Origin of the sequence: Priestia sp. YIM B13551 (assembly GCF_042787905.1) — a bacterium.
Lineage (GTDB): Bacteria > Bacillota > Bacilli > Bacillales > Bacillaceae_H > Priestia.
Map to the genome: position 1 here is coordinate 1,251,232 of NZ_JBHZOX010000001.1, position 17,561 is coordinate 1,268,792.

General features: G+C 34.1%; 18 protein-coding genes and 2 pseudogenes. 4 read left to right on the forward strand and 16 right to left on the reverse strand.

The window, feature by feature from the left end:
• Window positions 1-40: 40 nt before the first annotated feature.
• Window positions 41-145: pseudogene (locus ACFX4N_RS06385) on the forward strand (GNAT family acetyltransferase); the annotation flags it as partial.
• A gap of 199 nt (window positions 146-344) precedes the next feature.
• On the opposite strand, the gene ACFX4N_RS06390 reads toward ACFX4N_RS06385, so the two are convergent.
• On the reverse strand, window positions 345-848 hold the full coding sequence (locus ACFX4N_RS06390) for a DinB family protein (protein ID WP_053487079.1): 504 nt from the start codon (window positions 846-848) through the stop codon (window positions 345-347).
• Window positions 849-944: 96 nt separating this feature from the next.
• On the opposite strand from ACFX4N_RS06390, the gene ACFX4N_RS06395 reads away from it, so the two are divergent.
• Together ACFX4N_RS06395 and ACFX4N_RS06400 are read left to right on the forward strand one after the other, a co-directional pair.
• Window positions 945-1,379, forward strand: a complete 435-nt coding sequence (locus tag ACFX4N_RS06395) for a diguanylate cyclase (RefSeq protein WP_192100651.1) — start codon at window positions 945-947, stop codon at window positions 1,377-1,379.
• Between the two features lie 274 nt (window positions 1,380-1,653).
• Complete coding sequence (locus ACFX4N_RS06400; protein WP_098322034.1) at window positions 1,654-2,268, forward strand: DUF998 domain-containing protein; 615 nt, start codon at window positions 1,654-1,656, stop codon at window positions 2,266-2,268.
• A 112-nt stretch (window positions 2,269-2,380) separates the two neighbouring features.
• Here the strand turns inward: ACFX4N_RS06400 and ACFX4N_RS06405 are convergent, their stop codons facing one another.
• Together ACFX4N_RS06405 and ACFX4N_RS06410 are read right to left on the reverse strand one after the other, a co-directional pair.
• Window positions 2,381-2,977: a YdcF family protein gene (locus ACFX4N_RS06405; protein ID WP_013056361.1), complete on the reverse strand. Its 597-nt coding sequence runs from the start codon at window positions 2,975-2,977 to the stop codon at window positions 2,381-2,383.
• A 145-nt stretch (window positions 2,978-3,122) separates the two neighbouring features.
• Window positions 3,123-4,034 (reverse strand): C40 family peptidase, encoded by a 912-nt coding sequence (locus tag ACFX4N_RS06410; RefSeq protein WP_013056360.1) that lies wholly within the window; start codon window positions 4,032-4,034, stop codon window positions 3,123-3,125.
• Between the two features lie 315 nt (window positions 4,035-4,349).
• On the opposite strand from ACFX4N_RS06410, the gene ACFX4N_RS06415 reads away from it, so the two are divergent.
• Window positions 4,350-4,862 carry a DUF2062 domain-containing protein gene (locus ACFX4N_RS06415; RefSeq protein ID WP_057274688.1) on the forward strand — a complete coding sequence of 171 codons (513 nt, stop codon included), beginning with the start codon at window positions 4,350-4,352 and terminating at the stop codon, window positions 4,860-4,862.
• A gap of 166 nt (window positions 4,863-5,028) precedes the next feature.
• Here ACFX4N_RS06415 and ACFX4N_RS06420 read toward each other — a convergent pair.
• The 13 genes and pseudogenes from ACFX4N_RS06420 to ACFX4N_RS06480 form a co-directional block, all read right to left on the reverse strand.
• Window positions 5,029-6,499 (reverse strand): annotated as a pseudogene (locus ACFX4N_RS06420) (hypothetical protein).
• A gap of 100 nt (window positions 6,500-6,599) precedes the next feature.
• Window positions 6,600-6,983, reverse strand: a complete 384-nt coding sequence (locus tag ACFX4N_RS06425) for a YkvA family protein (protein WP_057274687.1) — start codon at window positions 6,981-6,983, stop codon at window positions 6,600-6,602.
• Between the two features lie 104 nt (window positions 6,984-7,087).
• Entirely contained in the window at window positions 7,088-7,525 is a 438-nt protein-coding gene (locus ACFX4N_RS06430; RefSeq protein WP_057274686.1) for an NUDIX hydrolase, read from the reverse strand.
• 285 nt (window positions 7,526-7,810) lie between these two features.
• Window positions 7,811-8,275: a ribose 5-phosphate isomerase B gene (gene rpiB, locus ACFX4N_RS06435; protein WP_057274685.1), complete on the reverse strand. Its 465-nt coding sequence runs from the start codon at window positions 8,273-8,275 to the stop codon at window positions 7,811-7,813.
• A gap of 75 nt (window positions 8,276-8,350) precedes the next feature.
• The gene (locus ACFX4N_RS06440) at window positions 8,351-8,485 is read right to left on the reverse strand and encodes a GapA-binding peptide SR1P (RefSeq protein WP_107917869.1); all 135 of its coding nucleotides are present in this window, start codon (window positions 8,483-8,485) and stop codon (window positions 8,351-8,353) included.
• 114 nt (window positions 8,486-8,599) lie between these two features.
• Complete coding sequence (pfkA, locus tag ACFX4N_RS06445; RefSeq protein ID WP_377261034.1) at window positions 8,600-9,556, reverse strand: 6-phosphofructokinase; 957 nt, start codon at window positions 9,554-9,556, stop codon at window positions 8,600-8,602.
• Between the two features lie 106 nt (window positions 9,557-9,662).
• Window positions 9,663-10,994 carry an MFS transporter gene (locus tag ACFX4N_RS06450; RefSeq protein WP_025601763.1) on the reverse strand — a complete coding sequence of 444 codons (1,332 nt, stop codon included), beginning with the start codon at window positions 10,992-10,994 and terminating at the stop codon, window positions 9,663-9,665.
• Window positions 10,995-11,706: 712 nt separating this feature from the next.
• Complete coding sequence (locus ACFX4N_RS06455) at window positions 11,707-12,417, reverse strand: FadR/GntR family transcriptional regulator (RefSeq protein WP_053487075.1); 711 nt, start codon at window positions 12,415-12,417, stop codon at window positions 11,707-11,709.
• A gap of 208 nt (window positions 12,418-12,625) precedes the next feature.
• Window positions 12,626-13,384 carry an SDR family NAD(P)-dependent oxidoreductase gene (locus ACFX4N_RS06460; protein ID WP_013056351.1) on the reverse strand — a complete coding sequence of 253 codons (759 nt, stop codon included), beginning with the start codon at window positions 13,382-13,384 and terminating at the stop codon, window positions 12,626-12,628.
• A 49-nt stretch (window positions 13,385-13,433) separates the two neighbouring features.
• A complete protein-coding gene (locus tag ACFX4N_RS06465; RefSeq protein ID WP_057274683.1) occupies window positions 13,434-14,381 on the reverse strand; it encodes a transketolase family protein in 948 nt (315 codons plus the stop codon).
• Entirely contained in the window at window positions 14,381-15,232 is an 852-nt protein-coding gene (locus tag ACFX4N_RS06470) for a transketolase (protein ID WP_057274682.1), read from the reverse strand. The genes ACFX4N_RS06465 and ACFX4N_RS06470 overlap by 1 nt, the downstream gene beginning before the upstream one ends.
• Before the next feature lie 313 nt (window positions 15,233-15,545).
• Window positions 15,546-16,892 (reverse strand): MFS transporter, encoded by a 1,347-nt coding sequence (locus ACFX4N_RS06475; protein WP_025601767.1) that lies wholly within the window; start codon window positions 16,890-16,892, stop codon window positions 15,546-15,548.
• Window positions 16,893-16,908: 16 nt separating this feature from the next.
• The gene (locus ACFX4N_RS06480) at window positions 16,909-17,493 is read right to left on the reverse strand and encodes a TetR/AcrR family transcriptional regulator (RefSeq protein ID WP_013056347.1); all 585 of its coding nucleotides are present in this window, start codon (window positions 17,491-17,493) and stop codon (window positions 16,909-16,911) included.
• Window positions 17,494-17,561 lie beyond the last annotated feature (68 nt).

The following is a 17,561-nucleotide window of genomic DNA, read 5'->3' on the forward strand; positions in this document are numbered from 1 at the left end:
CTCATAAAATATAACACTATAAAATATATACATTCTAATTATGGATATCTTAATTAAACAAGAACTCACTGAAGAATATAATAAAACTGAAGAAGTTGTGAAAAGCGCTTTTTTAAATGAAGAATACAGCGATAAGAAAGAACATTTTGACGTGCCTGAAGAATTCTTTATGGCCTTAGAGTTAACAGAGGGATTATTAAAAAATATGCAAGGTGTTGTGCATTACTCAAAAGCTTTTTCAAAGTAAGTACTAACTGATTAATTAGGTTTTACGTAAAGGCTGCCTGGAAAATAATTTTATAGTATTTTCTGTGGACAGCCTCTCTTTTATTTACCTGATATTATTAAAGCGGTGGGTTTTCCACACCTAAATGAACCCAATCTTCTTTTGGAGGTCCATAAACTCCAGCAGGTTTTAGGCCTGCTTGACGCATAAGAACTGTAATTTGACCTCGGTGATGAACAATATGCTTGATTAGTCCCATTAAGATTGCCGCATTTGATTGCTTTCTACCAAACGCTTCTTGCGTATGTTCTAAAGATTCATCTGTCCATTGCTGTTCAATAATTTTAGCAGCGTGAGAACTTACATTTTTGAAGGTTATAGCGATTTCCTGGGCAGAAGATGGAACGCTTGCTGTACTTTCTATCCTGTCTATACTTAATCCAAACTCAGTTAGGTAATCTGGAATATTTGTTGTAAAATGCCAAGCGATTCTTCCTAACGTACGTCCTTCAGGGTAAACTTGTTGTTTCAACGAATCATCTGTCAAGCTATCCAAAACTTTTTGAGTTAGCGTGGCTTCGCTGTTCCATTCTTTGATAAAATCTGAAATGGTGTTATACATGTAAAAAACCTCCTAATATAAATCTAATCTAAATTAACACTTAAATAATATCATAGAAAAAACCAGTTGGCTTATTTACTAAAGAAAGGAGATTCTATGTTATTTAAAGCTACTGCTCAAAAAGCTATTGTTTTTCCTTTATTACTTTTAAATAATTTATTACTCATTCAAGCAGTTCAATATAAAGCACTTGATTTTTTACTTCTTTTTGCTATCCTTTGTTCGTTTCTTTCCCTTTTCCTCAGATATGAATTTCAGATAGACAAAGATACTTTAACCTATAGAACATATATATTATGGTTTAAAGTATATGCAAAAACAGTTAAACCAACGGACATTAAAAAAATTGTATTTAAACGGTTAAGTTGGAAAACAAAATTAGCAGTAGTAAAAGTAGAAAACGGGTGGAATATGCGAATAGCATTATTTAATCCACCAAATGTTTTTAAGGAATTAGAAAGATTTGCACATGAATATGATGTAGATATTCAAAAAACATCAGATTATAAAATTCTAGAGAAAACGTCCTGAATTTCACCGCGTTTAGAATACATTAACTTTACGTATGGGTGCATAATCAGCATCTATTCATTTCTAATTAAGACGCTTTTGGACCTCTTTACTCCTACAAAAAATTAGTAAAGAGGTCCTTCTATTCTTAACCTACTATAAGCATCTCTAAGTTTAAACACTTTGTCCTCCCTCCTCACATCAACCTCAAGCCCTACATAAAAATAGGCTTCAAGACCATTCTGTTTAACATTATTTGGATATACAATTCGTATATAACGCTTTTTAAGAGGTGATGATTCTGTATATATCAAAAAAGGTTGGCATTTTAAGCTGGTTTGCTACTTGCTTGTATTTTTTAGTTGAACCTTTCTTTATTTTGACTTCAACTGCTCCCTACAGTGTTTTAAATCACGCAATGAGTGATCTTGGCGTAACTTCTTGTGGAACCTACACCTATTCAATTGCACCTCATGAAATTTGCTCTCCTGACCATTTCTGGATGAACGTATTGTTTATTATAAACGGATTAACACTTTCAATTGGTGTTCTGTACATTTCACAAAACCTAAAGAAAACAAAAATAACCCAACTAGCAACAGCTTTTATTCTTATATTAGCTTTAGGTAACATTGTTTCAGGCTTTATACCGGCTGATATAAATTTATTTTGGCATTCAATATTCGCTCAACTTGGCATGATCACTGTTTTAGCTGGTCTTTGGATATATGCATCCTCTTTAACCAGCGGCAAGTATTGGACTTATGGCTGTTTAGTCTCCTTAATAGTCATCCTCATACTCATCATGCTTGTATTTTTTGTTCCTATGCCTACCGGTCTGCTGCAAAGATTATTCTATTTAGTAATCTTTATATGGGGCACCGTGCTTTCCTTTATGTTAAACAAGTAATCCATTATCATTCCGTTTCATATGAGCTTACAAGATTACGTTCAACTACGCGTAATTTTAAATAGCAAAAAGTCCATAGAGGCATCCCCTATGGACTTTTTATACGATTTTGTTAGATAAATTCTCTTAATAATTCTTTAGATTTCTTTCCGCTAAAACCAAAATAATTGCCAATAAGCTTGACGTATTCTGTGTAGGTAACTTTTCTATTTAAAGCAGTTTCCCACCACCTCTGTGGATTATAATAGCGACTTCCACTAGAACAATAGGTTAATTGTATTTGGGTATCCTTAAATTCTTTATTAAAGTTTTTTTCTGCCCTTTTCATATGATAGTTGGAAGAAACAACGATAGCGGATTGAAAATGATAGTTCATCATTAGCCTTTTTGTGAATTTAGCGTTTTCCGTAGTACTTGTAGCGTGATTTTCTAATATAATTGAATCCTCAGGTATCCCTGATTCCTTGGCTTGATGATAAAAATTATTCTCTTGACCATTCGAAAGGATTAAATGAGCCGCATAGCCTTTTTTATATAATTCAATTCCCTTCTCCAGTCGATCATTATCACCACTTAACACAATAATCACGTCAGATTTTACCGGCTTTTCGTTTACCACAAGCTCTTTCCCGGCAAACAGAAAAAAAATAATCCCTAATCCCAGCATAAATATACTAATTTTTATCCTTTTACCTTTAATTTTTTGCATATAGACCCTCATTTAAAAAGTTCACTTCATATCGTATCATAAAGCTCAATATTCATAAAAATAAAAAGGTAATCTCCAAAAAAATTTTAATTCTTAACCTTGATCTTAGCCTTCTCGTTCTTGGTAACTAGTGCTTTGTAGTTTATTAGAAGACAGATTTACTTCCTAAATAACGAGGTGCCCAGTAAGAATTGCTTAACGATGCAATAGTTACACCAGTTGAACTTCCAGCATGAATAAACTGCCCGTTTCCAATATAAATTCCAGCATGTGAAGGACCTCCAGTAGTATCAAAGAACACAATATCTCCTACATTTGGAGTAGATGTATTTTTTCCTGACTGATACAAGGTAGCTACTGTTCGCGGTACAGTTACTCCACCTCCATTTTTAAATACATAATAAATGAAACCACTGCAATCGAAACCACTCGGAGACGTTCCTCCCCAAACATATGGTACGCCTATGAATTTTTTGGAATAAGCAACAATATCACTAGCTGTCGCTTGCGTTGAACTATTGACAGTTGAAGAACCAGTGGAGCTGCTAGATGCGTTATTTAAGGCATTTAAAGTAGCCGGACCTACTATTCCATCCACGGCTAAGCCATGATCCCGTTGGAAATTCATAACCGCAGTTTGAGTAACTGTACCAAAATATCCTGTTGGTGTGGCGTTAAAGTAACCTTTGTCCTTTAACAGTTGCTGTACTTTTTCAACTTCATTACTAGTCATTCCATATTTTAAAAGTGTACCGTTTGTAACCGTACTTGTTGAATTACCTATTAACGCTTGATATGTATTAGATCCTACAATTCCATCAGCGGTTAAACTATGAGAACGCTGAAAGCTTAAAACTGAATCTTTTGTAATTGAACCAAAATAGCCAGTCGAAGTAGCTGAAAATATCCCCTTCTGTCTTAAAACATCCTGTAATTCTTTTACGTCTGGATCTGTCATACCTTCTTTTAATAGCTTGTCTCCTAAAGCTGCCTGGCTTATTGTTGGTAAAACAATCAATGATGAGCATAGAGCTAATGAAGAAATTATCTTTTTCACTAAGTATATCCCCCGATGTTATATTTTTCTTGTTCTTGACTATAAAATTTTAGCAGGGAGGAAGAGAAAAGAAACAACCTATTTATGAGTTTTTTGTGACATTTTCAAAAATCACTTGATTTATTAGGAGGTAATTATTTGTTTTGTCATATAAAGTATAAATATACTTATAATGGTTAAACCTGTTGTTCTTGAATCTCATTTTTCTTTTTAATTATGTGACGCTAAATCGTGAATACAATAAAACACCTTTCTGTAATGGTGGACACCAAAAGGAAAGATAGGATGCCAGCGCGAAGAGATAGGAGGAATAATGTGAGCAAATTAGTATTTTTGAAGCGCCGGTTTAAATACTTACTTATTAAACTATTAAGATTAAAAGATCATTCACATAAAGTTGCGCTAGGTTTTAGTCTAGGTTCTGTTGTGAACTTTGTTCCTACCTTTGGATTGGGCCTTATAATATCCGTAGGTTTAGCTAAATTATGTAAAGGAAACAGCATAGCAGGTCTCATTGGTGGAATGTTTTTTATGTGGGCCTTTCCGTTGATGTTTTACTTGAATACAGTAGTGGGAGGATATATATTTCCAATCGACCTTGATCAAACTTTATTTCAAAGTGCAGATGAAAATTTGGCCAATCGACTAGAACTAGGAGCGAAAGTAGGAAAGAATTTTTTAACTGGAATGTTTCTTAATAGCTTTTTGTTTGGAAGTATACTCTATATTGTTAGTTACTATATTATAAATCAGTACAGAGGCTTCCTCTTACACTACATCTATAAGAAATGGATAGTAAAAAAACACACTAAAAAAACGGATAATTAGCTCAATTTCAACATTTATTTTTAATTGTAAAGCGATATAGCTGAACATTTTTTAAAAAGGCATAGAGATAAATTAGCCCATAATTGATACCTATGGTTATCAATTATGGGCTATACGATCTTTGTTTCTGTTTTAAGATAAATATGGAGGAAATAAAGGACTGCTCTCATTCCTTTGTTGAAGATAATACAGTTTGTTTCACCCATTTTTTTCGATTTCTTTGGTCAATTATCCATTGATATAAACTTTGTATACCTAGTATCAGAGAAATTATGACACCGCTAGCTGCCAGGATTAATGCAAAATATTCTACAGGATTGTACGCAAGTATATTTCTCCATGTGATTTTTCCGATAAAATCATTTACTATAAGCCCCATTCCAAGCATTTGACCTACTACGGAATAAAGAGTCAAAATCAGCAATAACAGGCTGTCTTTTTTCGCGTTAACGTTTTCCCGGTATCTAAATAAACTCTCTAGAGATTGTTTAGCTTCCTTATATAACAACTCAATATTGAAATTTTTCCTAAGAAGATAGAAAATATCACGGCTTCGGGACTGAGATACTATTTCAAGCGAAAAATAATTGGCGGTAAACGAATTAATGGAATAAATTAATTTTTCCATTTCTTTCACGTCTTTTTCAATATTTAGCTCTGTATAGGTATTAGCTAATTTTAATAAAACGATCTTGTGAAAAAGATTTAATACAAGCCCGTAGTAAAATTCTCCATAAAACTGATTAGCTAGATCAGGAGTTGTACGTTCATCTTGAATCGTTATACAAGTAAAAATATGTTCTTCTATCAGAAAATAAGTGCTAGGAGCCCAGCGCTGATAAGCATGTTTTTGTAAATAATCTTGAATGTAAGGAAGGTTATTAGCATGAACATATGGCTTCCCCTCTACAGTTAAGCCGCAAAGACTTCCCATTCGATAAACATCAACTACATCGATTTTTTCATTTTTCTCTAATGCCACTAAAGATTGGACATACATTCTTTCATCTTCAAAAAAAAGAAAAGGTTTCAAAATAAGAATTTTCCTTTGAATCACCTTCAAAAAAGCGGGAGAGCCCCTCAAAGAGGTTGTTAAATACAAATTCCCCTGCTCCCTTGTATATCTTGCCATCGCATTCAATTTTTGTACTGCTATCTTTTCGTGTTCGTGGTTCTAATACGCGAAAGCGATCTGCGAATTCTAAAGAATGAGACAATGACATAGACGTAAAGGGTTTCAACTCAGTTCGAATGGTTAAAAACCCAAGTTCATAAGGACATGTAGTTAAATCAACAGAGTGTATTTGAAAAGGAATGCACTCTGTATCTGTAATTAACTTACCTCTTATATTTAAAAGTTTTGAATATCTATGAAGGCCTTTTTCTTTTTCTGAATGTGGAAAGAGTATCTTATTAGTGAAAGACAAATAATACGCCTCCATATCACGATGTGAGACTTTAAAATCGCCGTAATATGCACATTCGTTTTCTAGTTGATTTAACTGAAATAGCTTAAATCCGCTCTTTTTTAAAAAAGAGGAGATAGTAGATTCCGTTCCTTGCTTTAAGGAAAAAGGGAAAACAAATTGAAAGAGAGCTCTGTCTATCTTTTTTTCTTGGATATCAATTTGCTGCATTTGCTCTAATGTACTCCTTTCAATTATATATATCATTTACCATTTTGTATCATAACGATCGATAGTAAACCTAATATATTTTTTCTTAATAAGAGTTCATTCAATTTAATAATTTAAAAACAGTAAAACAGCTCCACGTAAAAATAAGTAGCCATACTATGATAATAATTGAACCCGCAACCCAATTTTTAGGTCGTTCATTTTGAATGAGCTCTTCTGCTTTTATTGCGCAGTCCTCTATAACACTTGTAGGTAGCATCTTCAAAGCAAGCATAATTCCTAAAGGAACAATGATTATATCGTCAATATAGCCTAAAACCGGTATAAAATCAGGAATTAAATCTATTGGACTGAAGGCATATGCAACAACACAAGCAGTAAATACTTTGGTATACCAAGATACTCGTTCATCTTTATAAGCTAAGTATAAGATAAATAGCTGCTTTTTTAACTTTTTAGCCCACAGCTTTAATTGATTAAGCATGTTTCCTATTCTCCTTTGCTATATATCTGGACGGTTTGATGTAATATAAAATTACTTTTATTCTCTTTGATACCTGCATATTTCTCTTATTAATAAATTTAGAACTATAAAAATAACTGATTAATGCAATCATCTTGATTTACAGCTAGTTTGGGAACAGCTTGAATAGGAACCCAATAATACGAAAAGATTAGTCCTGCATCTTCACCTTCAGAATTAACCTCATGTTCCCAGTGTTCTGGAACTTCTTCGCTAACTGCTAAATGAAAAACATGTCGTTCATGATACTGACTTTTACCTTCATGATGATAAACATATGTTGTCAATTTTGTTACTGATAAAAACTCCATTAATCCAGATTCTTCTTTGACCTCCCTATATAAAGCTTCTTCAATTGTTTCTCCCTGTTCTACAGTACCTGCTGGAACTTGAACTCCTGCTTCTGGATAATCTTTGTGTTTGTAAACTAATAACTCTGTATGATGACCATTAAACCTAGTTATGTAAGCCATAACTTTTGTTATCATCGTTTTACCCTGCATATTCGCTTCCTCCTATATATAGATACTAACCGTACAGATTTCTTCATCAGCAAACAAACTTCTTTAACTCCCAAGAATAAATCAGGCATATTTTATTACATCTATTTTAATTGCAAAAATAATTAGTTTCAGTGTTGTCATAATAAGCTGCTTTTACGGAAGGTTAACTGGTATGGGAATTGGAATGGTTAGTTTTGCTATTCTGATAGGATCTGTAATCATCATATCAGTAAGTGAAGTAATAGGAAAAGGCAAGAATCAGATTGATTCTTGCCTTTTCTGTCTTTATTTTCTTTCAAGAGAAGGTTCTGATACATTTTCGTATTCTGTAATTTTACAGATGCGATTTTCATGACGGCCCCCGACAAATTGGGTTGTTAACCAAGTCTTCGTAATTTCGCGGGCTAAACCTGGTCCAATTACTCGTTCTCCCATGGCTAAAATGTTCGTATCGTTGTGTTCACGCGTCATTTTAGCTGAAAAAACATCATGAACGAGTGCGCAACGAATTCCTTTTACTTTGTTAGCGGCAATACTCATGCCAATTCCCGTACCGCAGATTAAAATTCCAAAATCCGCTTCTCCATTTGCTACTCTTTGGGCAACTGGAATCGCATAGTCCGGATAATCGACTGAACTGCTGCATTCACAGCCTAGATCTTCATATATTATGGACATTTCATCTAGCAGATTTATAATCTCTTTGCGAATGTTTATCCCGCCATGATCTGAAGCAATTATGACTTTCATAAGATTACTCTCCTTGTTCAGCTATAGTCTTAATTAAAATTCTAATGATTTTTGGGGTCTCTTTTTACCGCTACGTTATTTCCTAGAACAATCCTCAGAACACTTCCCGTACCATGTTTTAACCCCTTCAGAGTTGTCTACATTCTCAATAACTTTCCCACATACTTGACAAACGATAGTTCCCTGTTTTACATTAACCTGCTTATTCATGTTTATTTCCTCCTTTTTATTAGAAAAATTCGTTTGTATTCAAATACATTTCTTTAGAGACAAATTCGTTTTATCTCTATTTTGATAAATCATTGTATGTTAGAAAAGATATTCTTAAGCTAGAATGGTATCCAGTAAGCTGTATTTATCATCATTACTAGATAATTTCGAATGAACTTTTTCAATATCTACATTAATCAAGTCATTTTCTTTAATTCCTACGGCTCTACCAGAATACCCTTTTAGTAATAATTCTACTGCTGTAATCCCCATTTCACTTGCTAATATACGATCAAATGCGGATGGCTGCCCTCCTCTTTGAATGAAACCTAATATACTTGTCCTGACGCTAATATCTAATCGATCCTCGACATATTTTTGTAGGTCTTGAATATCGTACATTTTTTCAGTAATTAGGATTAGGTTATCTTTTTTGCCACTTTTAATTTTCTCGTTCAGTTTGGAACATATCTCTTCAAAACTTAATTTTCTTTCCGGTGTCGAGATAATTTCTCCTGCGCCTGCTAAAGCAGAGTACAGGGCTAAATCGCCGCAATATCTTCCCATTACTTCCACAATCGTCGTCTTTTCATGAGATAAATCTGTATCCTTAATTTTACCGAGGCACTCTAATATCGTATTTAAAGTAGTATCAAATCCAAGTGAATAATCTGTGTAAGATAAATCATTATCAATCGTTGCCGGTATACCAATGACATTTACACCTAATTCGTGTAATTTCTGTGTTCCTTTAAAAGAGCCTTCACCGCCGATTACTACTAAATGATTAATTCCATAATCCTTTAATATACTTAAGGCTTTTATTCTGCCCGACTCTTTCATAAATTCTGCGCAACGGGAGGTTTTTAAAAATGTCCCTCCTTTATCCGCAATGTAGTCTACATCCGTAGAGGTTAATCTATGAAGTTTACCTTCTATTAAACCTTGGTAACCACCCTCGATTCCCATTACCTCTATGTTATGATAATCAGCTGTTTTTACTACTGCTCTAATAGCAGCATTCATTCCTGGAGCGTCTCCGCCACTTGTTAAAACTCCTAGCTTCATCATTGCCATACACCCCTGTTATTCTTATCCATGTAAGAAAGTTGGCCGACAGCCTCTAGAAACTAATTGTCGGCCCCTCCTAGTAGTACAAATTTCTTTCAAACAAGAATCAACTAGTTTTTTCTAATCGATCGACTGTATTTTTTTTAATAGCTCTTCCTGATTGTTTTAATAAAAAAGCTACGATAAAGGACGCTACGAACATGCTAATACCTAGAAATGTCATACTAGCATTAAAAGATCCTGTTAGATCTTTGATGTATCCCACGATATATGGTCCGAAGAAACCGCCTAGATTACCAATACTATTGATAAGAGCGATGGCACCTGCAGCAGCAGCTTCCGTTAAGAAAGACGGTGGAATTGCCCAAAACGGAGAATATGCTCCGAACGCTCCGCAAAGACTGATCGTTAAGAATACAAATGATAAAACAATGTTCGTACTTGCAACGTAGCTACTAATAATCAATGCGACGCCGCTTGTTACTAAACAAGCAACTACGTGAAAGCGTCTTTCATTTTTCTTGTCAGAGTGGTTACTAACCAACATCATGGTTACCATTGCACAAACATACATTAATCCTAAAATCCACCCCATAGCATGTGTACTAAGAGAAGTAGTTTTAGATAACCCCTCTGAAATTGTCGGTAAAAACATGACGATGCCATAGTAGCCAACCATCCAGAAAAAGTATCCTAAAGATAGAGTTAATACGTCACGATCTTTTAAGGCCTGAGCAAACGTATAGTGTTTGGCTTCCTGTTTTTCTAACTTCTCTTTTGTTGTAACGTCGATTAACCATTTCTTCTCCTCGTTAGTTAACCATTTTACATCCTCAAGCTTATCGTCAAGATAGAAGAAACATATAATACCTAGGATTAAAGCTGGAATCGCTTCCAAAATGAAAAGCCACTGCCATCCAGCCATGTTTAACCAGTCAATACCTAATAAATAAGTAGAAAGAGGAGATCCTATTGCATTAGCACCAGGGATCGCAATCATAAATCCAGCAATTGCTTTTGCATGATGTTTTGTTTGATAAAAACCACTTAGATAAAAGACCATACAAGGATAAAAGCTAGCTTCAGCAACTCCTAAAAGAAATCTTGCTGTATAAAACTGCCATGGTGTTTGGATAAAAGCCATCAAAATAGCAATTACTGCCCATGTAATCATGATTCTACTAATCCATCTTCTAGCCCCAACCTTCGTCATCATAGCACTGCCAGGTACCTCTAAAAGAAAATAGCCAAGAAAGAAAATCCCTGCCCCTAATCCAAAAACAGCATTAGAAAAACCTAAATCTTCATTCATTTGTAATGCAGCAAACCCAATATTTACTCGATCAAGTATAGATATGGTAAAACATAAAAATAGAAATGGAATGAGCCTTAACGTTACTTTTTTAGTAGTTGAACGTTCTAAGTTAATTGGATCCAAAATAATTCCTCCCTGGGTTACCATCTTTCTCCTCTTCATGTTCTTCGGTCTTTGACCTGAGTATTTGCTCTAGGCTAATTGACAGAAAGAATTAAAAGTTTATATAAAAGATGATTGATCTATTTCTAAGTCTAAGTAAATCTAGTCCCTACTTCTGTAATCCCTTTCATATGGAAATATAAAAAAATGAAAAGCGAAGTATCCCCCTGTATTATTTATCATTTAAAAAAGTAAGAACTATTAGAAAATATCATACACCAAAACCTTACTAGCGATATGAAAACACTATAAATCTACTTTCTAATTTCTATCCTAATAATCCAAAACATTTGTAATGCACAATAATGGTAAAAAACGCTTACATTTTCGAACCCTTCTGCTAATCTCTTCAAAAAATATCGAGCTGTAAAGAATGTAAAGAATAATGAATTTTAAGATTTACATTACCTCCGTTTTATAGATTTAGCTACTTGTATACTAAGTTACCTTATATAAACAGTGTACTTACATACCTATCAATTGTCAATATAATTATTAGATTAAATATTTTCTGAATTTTATTAAAAACGAAAAGAAATATACAGTTTGTTTGGAAAGAAAACACTGAATCTTGACCATTTTATGCTGTCTTTTTAACAGCAAAAAGACAGCTACACTTTAGCTGCCTTTTGACTCTATATTTGGTATTAGTTTAATAAAAAATTAGTTAGAATTAAGCTTTCCAATAGCGATCATACAAATTTCGCATGTGAAAATTCATGATTCTCACAGCTTCTTCTTCATTATGTTGTTCAATTGCATTAATAAGTAATTTATGTTCATTAAAATTAACTTCTCGATAGTCAGGTCTAGTGACGGTTCGATCTCTTATAAACTTCCACATTTCCTGCTGTTTCATTGCATTGCTAATAGCTGCCATAATACTAATAAATAAATCATTATGAGAAGCCTTCGCTATGCCGTTATGTAGGGCTTCATCTGTTTCAGGTACATACACCCCTGCGTTCGTTTCTTCCTCCATCTTATCAATTGTTGCGCGCAGTTCCTTAATATCTTCTTCTGTAGCTCTCAAAGCTGCAAAACGTACAATAAGAGGCTCTATGTTCATTCTTGCTTCTACAATGTCTTCAGGGGAGGTAGATTCCGTTAAAAGTGTTGATTGAGAATTTTCAGCTTCTGTTTGAAACTCTTTAACGTATACACCTTCTCCTTGACGAGAATAAATAAAACCGTTCAATTCTAGGGCGCTAAGGGCTTGTCTAACAGGCACTCGGCTTACACCAAATTGTTCACACAACTCCCTTTCAGCAGGGAGCTTATCTCCTACTTGAAACGCTCCAGATTGAATTTCAGAAAGAATTTGATTATAAATTTGAATATATAATTTATTATTGGAAACTGGATTAAAACTAATGGAAATCACTTCTCTCTATAATTATTAACTCATTTTATTCATAATTAAGTAGACATAATTATTATATACTGTTCTATTTTTAGGGGCAACAAGCCTAGCATCTTCTAGCAAAAAAATCCTTATTTATGTAGTCAGTTTCTCATTTTACTAATGATTTTATCAATGAACAGCTATACAGGCATACCATAATGGCATGCCTGTATAACGAACCTGAATATTAATCCATATGTGAGCCACCGTTTATATCAATTTCTTCTCCTGTAATATAAGAAGCTTCTTTTGAAGCTAAAAAGGCAATTGTAGCCGCGATTTCTTTCACTTCACCTGGTCTACCCATAGGAATACTATCAATCACAGACTTTGCATCTTCTTCAGGAAGGGACTTCCAAATTTCTGTATTAACCAATCCAGGAGCTACACAGTTAACCGTAATGCCATCTAAGGCTACCTCGCGCGCTAAGTTCTTTGAAAAACCTAGCACTGCTGCCTTAGATGCCGAATAGTGAGGCCCCCCAAACACGCCTCCACCTCTTTTAGCCGAAACAGAAGACAGGCTTATAATTCGACCGTACTTTTGATCTTTCATTGTTTCTAATACTGCTTGCGTACATAGAAACAACCCAAACATATTGACGTTAAACACTCTCGTAATGTCTTCAAGCGTCATATCTTGAACGGTAACCTTTTGAGAAATCCCTGCATTATTAATTAAAATATCAATTCTACCGAATTCTTCAAGTGTTTTTTTAACCATCGCATCGCAAGAATCTTTACTTGTTACATTTAACTCTATTCCTAAGGCTTTGCCGCCCGCTTCTTTTATTTCATTTACTGTATCCTGAACACCATCAAAATTAATATCTGCTATAACAACAGCCGCTCCTTGCTCTGCAAGTGTCAGGGCGATTGTACGTCCAATCCCTTTTTTGGAACCGCTACCAGTAATAATTGCTACTCTCTCTTTTAAATCAAACATATTATATTTCCCCCATCTTGTTAGCTTCTTCTATTTAATTTAGTTAGTCTTAAATCAGTTCTTTAGCTGTTTTAATAATATTTTCTACAGTAATTCCATTTAACTCTAATAGTTTTTCATAAGGCGCAGATTGTCCAAATTGATCCTGTACACCAATTCTTCGAACTGTACCTTTTCCTTCTTCCGCAACTACTTCACATACGGCACTGCCAAGACCATTTAGAATATTGTGATCTTCAACCGTAATGATTTTTCCGATATTTAAGCAGTCAACCACTGCTTCTCGATCTAAAGGCTTAATAGTATGCATGTCTAGTAATTTCACAGATATGCCTTGTTTCTCTAATTCTTTAGTTGCCTCTAAAGCGAGTCGTAATGTATCACCGTTGGCAATAATAGCGATGTCACTTCCATCTTTAATTTTCTTGGCTTTTCCAATTGTAAACTCTTCATTTTCATCGTAAATCATTGGAACCGTATCGCGAGTAAAACGAAGATATACAGGTCCGTACACTTGAGCAGCTTGTTCTACTAGTTTTCTAGTAGAATAATAGTCAGCTCCCATAATGACGGTCATATTTGGAACCGATCTTAATACTCCCATATCTTCTATAGCTTGATGACTTCCGCCATCATTAGCTGGCGTTAAACCGCCGTGTGAACAAGCAATCTTTACATTTAAGTTAGGATAGCAGACTTCTTGTCTAATTTGTTCAAGCATTCTTAACGAACCAAAAACCGCGTAAGTGCTTACAAAAGGAATTTTACCAGTCGTAGCAAGTCCAGCTGCTAACCCAGCTGCATTTTGCTCTGCAATACCAACATTAATATGCTGGTCGGGTAATTGTTTGATAAAGTTTACTGTTTTACACGACTTTGCAATATCTACATCAATGACATAAATATTTTTATTTTCTTTCCCTAATTTTACGATTTCATCTCCAAAGGCTTCTCTCGTAGCTTTTTTTACTGTAAGATCTTTTTCTAGTATGCTCATTACCTTAAACCTCCTGCTACTTCTTCCATTGCTTGATGATATTGTTCTTCATTAGGAGCAACCCCGTGCCAATCAGCCACATCCTCCATGAACGAAACGCCTTTACCTTTTACCGTGTCACAGATGATACATTTTGGTCTTCCATTCTTCGCTACTCTTACTTCATCCAATGTTTCTACAATCTCTTCCATGGAGTGTCCATTAATTCGCTTTGTTTCAAAACCAAACGCATCAAATTTTTTCTCTAAATCTTGCAATGGCATAATTTCATCACAAAATCCATCGATTTGAAGTCTGTTATTATCTACAAATACAACTAAATTATCTAATTGGTACTTAACTGCTGTTTGAGCAGCTTCCCAAATTTGTCCTTCTTGACATTCTCCGTCTCCTACTAAAGAAAAAACTCTATAGTCTTTAAAATCTCGTTTCCCTGCGATTGCCATACCTACGCCACACGAAAGTCCTTGTCCTAGTGAGCCTGTTGAAATATCAATACCTTTGCACTTTTTCATATCTGGATGCCCTTGAAACGGAGAACCGTATTCTCTTAACGTGTATATCATTTCATAGGGAACGAATCCTCGTAAAGCTAAAGCAGAATATTGAATGGGACAAACGTGACCTTTAGAAAGTACAAATCTATCACGATCTTCCCAGTTAGGGTTGTGCGGATCAACATTCATTTCTTTAAAATAAAGCGCTGCCATAATATCTGCTGCAGAAAGTGAACCTCCTGGATGGCCAGACTGTGCTCCATAAATCATTGTAAGAGCTGTTTTTCTTAATTGAATGGCTTTTTCTTTTAATTCTTCAATACTAATTTCTTTCATTTTAGTCACCTCATTAATTTATGACTTGCTGTTTTCTAAATGATATATCCATTAAAATATAATTTAGTATACTTAGGTAACTTGTATACTAAGTAGCTTTGTGACTTAAGTGTACATCTGAAATGCGAGTTCGTCAATAACAAGATTGAATTATTAGAATTTTTTTATTTAAAACAAGTCATTTTTGAAGGAACAGATGAATTCATCTGCCATTTTGTCTAAGATTTTTAAGCGAAAAAATAAGTACTGCTCCTATTTTAGAAGCAGTACTTATTTTTTATTGATTGATTAGTAACTGGTGTATATAACCAAAAGCTTTATCAAAAAACAACTATGCTTTTGCACTGGAATTATTGCTGCTTATCATGTCTTGGCTACCAGATTTAATGTTTTTAGCTACTAGTATACCTACTATCCCCGATACTCCTAAAATAATAAAGATGTAGTTATAGCTTGTAACGAGAGCAATAAGCGTGGATGAAACAATACTTCCGAAATAACGAAACGTTGAGTAAATGCCAGAGGCTGTACCAGATTGCTCTTTACTTACGGAGTCCAGCGAGGCAACCTGCATGCTTGTTAAACCTATTCCTGTAGAAAAACCTCCAATAATTAAAGCCACTATAAGAAAAAGAATAGATCCAACATTCTCTAAAGATAAAAAAAGAATATTAGAGACGATAATCATAGCAAAAGAAAATCCAATCACTTTTTTAGAACTAAACTTATTGTTTAATAATCCTCCTATCCAGCCGCTTAAAGACATTGAAATCGAAAAAACTGATAAAACAAGCCCTGTTTGCGCTGTAGATAAATGAAATTGAGACTTCATTAACAGAGGCATAATTAACAAAATCACATACATAACAAAATTGCTAAGCATAATAGATAAATTAGCGCTTGTAAAGGTGGAATTTTTAAATAAAGAAAAATCGATAATCGGGTTTTCTGTCGTATTTTCTCTTTTGATAAACAAGATTGTAGATAAAATAAATATTATTCCCATTATTAAAGCCTTAGTAAATTCTATACCGTGTGTCAACAAGATCAATAAAGAAATACTAATTGCTAAATAAATGGAGCCTTGAATATCTAAAGTGCTTGTTTGCTTTTTAACATTAAATTTAGGAATCATAACTATTCCACTGATTAAAGCTAAGAAAAGAAAAGGAACATTCACCCAGAATATAGCTTCCAAGTTGAAGTTTTCAAGCAGTACAGACCCTAGCAATGGTCCAATTGCAGCACCCAAGCCCATTCCCATTCCAAATACACCTAAAATTTTAGGAAGCCTCTCTTTTGGCACCACATATCTAATGATTGCTATAGTGTTTGGAGTAAGTAAAGCTCCTCCTACTGCCTGCAGTGATCGAAAGATAATAAGGGAAATGAGATTAGTTGAAAATATACAGCCTAAAGATGCTATAAGAAAGAACACTACGCCCCATAAATAGATATTTCTGTTTCCATATAGATCTCCTAGCTTTCCAGCGATAGGCTGAGTAACAGCCATTACAATTAAATAAATAGTTACTACCCACGAAATATTTGCAAGTGGTTCATTAAAATGAGCTGATATGGTTGATAGAGCAACGGCAATCATTGTCGAATTTATTGGTACAAGAAATGTCCCAATTAGTAATGAAATAATCAAGATAAGCTCTTTATGTTTACCCAAACATTATTGCCTCCTTTTAATGGAGAGAAATTCCTTTTATAAACGTTTTTATACTGTTTTTTATCATATTTTGATAATCTGCATGTAAGGCTTTGTCTCCAAAATTTAGTTTATACATAAAATATCCCCAATACGTACTTAGGAAAATCTCCGCTTGTGTACAGCAATCTAATTCTTTGATATATCCTTTCTTTTGCATTTCTTCAAAGTATTCTTTTAGTATTTCTTTCGTATCATTAATTTTTTTTAAAATTTCTTCGTGCGCCTGTGAGAAAATTAAAGGGTCCTTTAAAGCAATTGAAATCATGTCTCGGTTATTATCAAAGTCTTTTAGTAACAGGTAACCGAAATTCGTCAAATCTTTTTCAAGCTCCCATTCAATTGATTTATCAAAAATCTCAAGCGAAAAGCTTGTTGTTTTGACAATAGCTTGAATAATGCCTTCTTTATTGCCAAAGTGGCGAAAAACAGTTAATTCATTAACGCCAGCTTGTTCTGCAATTTCTCTAGTGGTAGTACCTTTATAGCCTTTTTCTTTAAGCAGTTCTATTGTAGCTTTTGTTATCTTCTTTTTTGTTTCATCTTTTTTCATGTTAATCATCCTTTATGCTTCCTGAATGTAAGTATTTACTTTCCATTAGGCAGTATATAAAGGAAAAAGAGCTGTTG